The sequence below is a fragment of the Pseudomonas sp. BMW13 genome, assembly GCF_013357275.1.
GTDB lineage: Bacteria > Pseudomonadota > Gammaproteobacteria > Pseudomonadales > Pseudomonadaceae > Aquipseudomonas > Aquipseudomonas khazarica.
In genome coordinates, this window is the sequence record NZ_SUKD01000068.1 from 1 (window position 1) to 983 (window position 983).

A 983-nucleotide genomic window follows, 5' to 3' on the forward strand; every position below is an offset into this window, starting at 1 on the left:
GCCACGGCATAGCCCACCAGCTGCTTGCCTTGCGCTGTGTCACGCGCCACCACCACCGCCTCTTCCACCTGCGGATGTGCCTGCAGACGGGCTTCGATCTCACCCAACTCGATGCGCAGGCCACGGATTTTCACCTGATGGTCGATACGTCCGACGTACTCGATGGCTCCGTCCGCCCGCCAGCGCGCCAGGTCGCCGGTGCGATACAGCCGCCCGCCTGCACCGAACGGATCGGCGACGAAGCGCTCGGCGGTCAGCCCCGGTCGTGCGTGATAACCCCGCGCCAGGCCAACGCCGCCAATGTAGAGCTCACCCGCCACACCCTGCGGCACCGGCTCCAGCCAGGGGTCGAGGATGTACAGCCGCAGGTTGTCGATGGGCCGGCCGATGGGCACGATGTGCCGTTCGTTTTCCTCGTCGCACGCCCAGTAGCTGACGTCGATGGCCGCCTCGGTGGGACCATAGAGGTTGTGCAGCTTGGCGCGGTGGCGCTGACGGAACTGCTGTTGCAGCTCGTAGGGTAACGCCTCGCCACTGCACATCACCTGCGTGAGTGAAGGGCAGTGTTCCAGCTCGCCCGAGGCGACGAACGCCTGCAACATCGAAGGTACGAAGTGCAGCACGCTGACCTCGCCCTGGTTGATTACCTGACGCAGTGCCAGCGGATCGCGATGCGCGCCTGGCTCGGCCACCACCAGCCCAGCGCCGGTCAGCAGCGGCCAGAAGAACTCCCACACCGATACATCGAAGCTGAACGGCGTCTTCTGCAGCACGCGATCAGCCGGCGTCAGGCAGTACGCCTTCTGCATCCAGTGCAGCCGGTTTATCAGCGCCTGATGGCTGTTGCCAGCGCCCTTGGGCTTGCCGGTCGAACCGGAGGTGTAGATCAGGTAGGCCAGGTTGTCCGGCGTACCCTGAATCGGCAGATCGCTCCCCTCCAGCCCCTCCACTTCCGACCAGTCGCTGTCCAGGCAGAACCTACG

General features: G+C 65.5%; 1 protein-coding gene. It reads right to left on the reverse strand.

Annotated elements, in window-relative coordinates; all coding sequences use genetic code 11:
* A partial coding sequence (locus tag E4487_RS24220; RefSeq protein WP_175254573.1) for an amino acid adenylation domain-containing protein occupies nt 1–983 on the reverse strand: 983 nt, incomplete at both ends.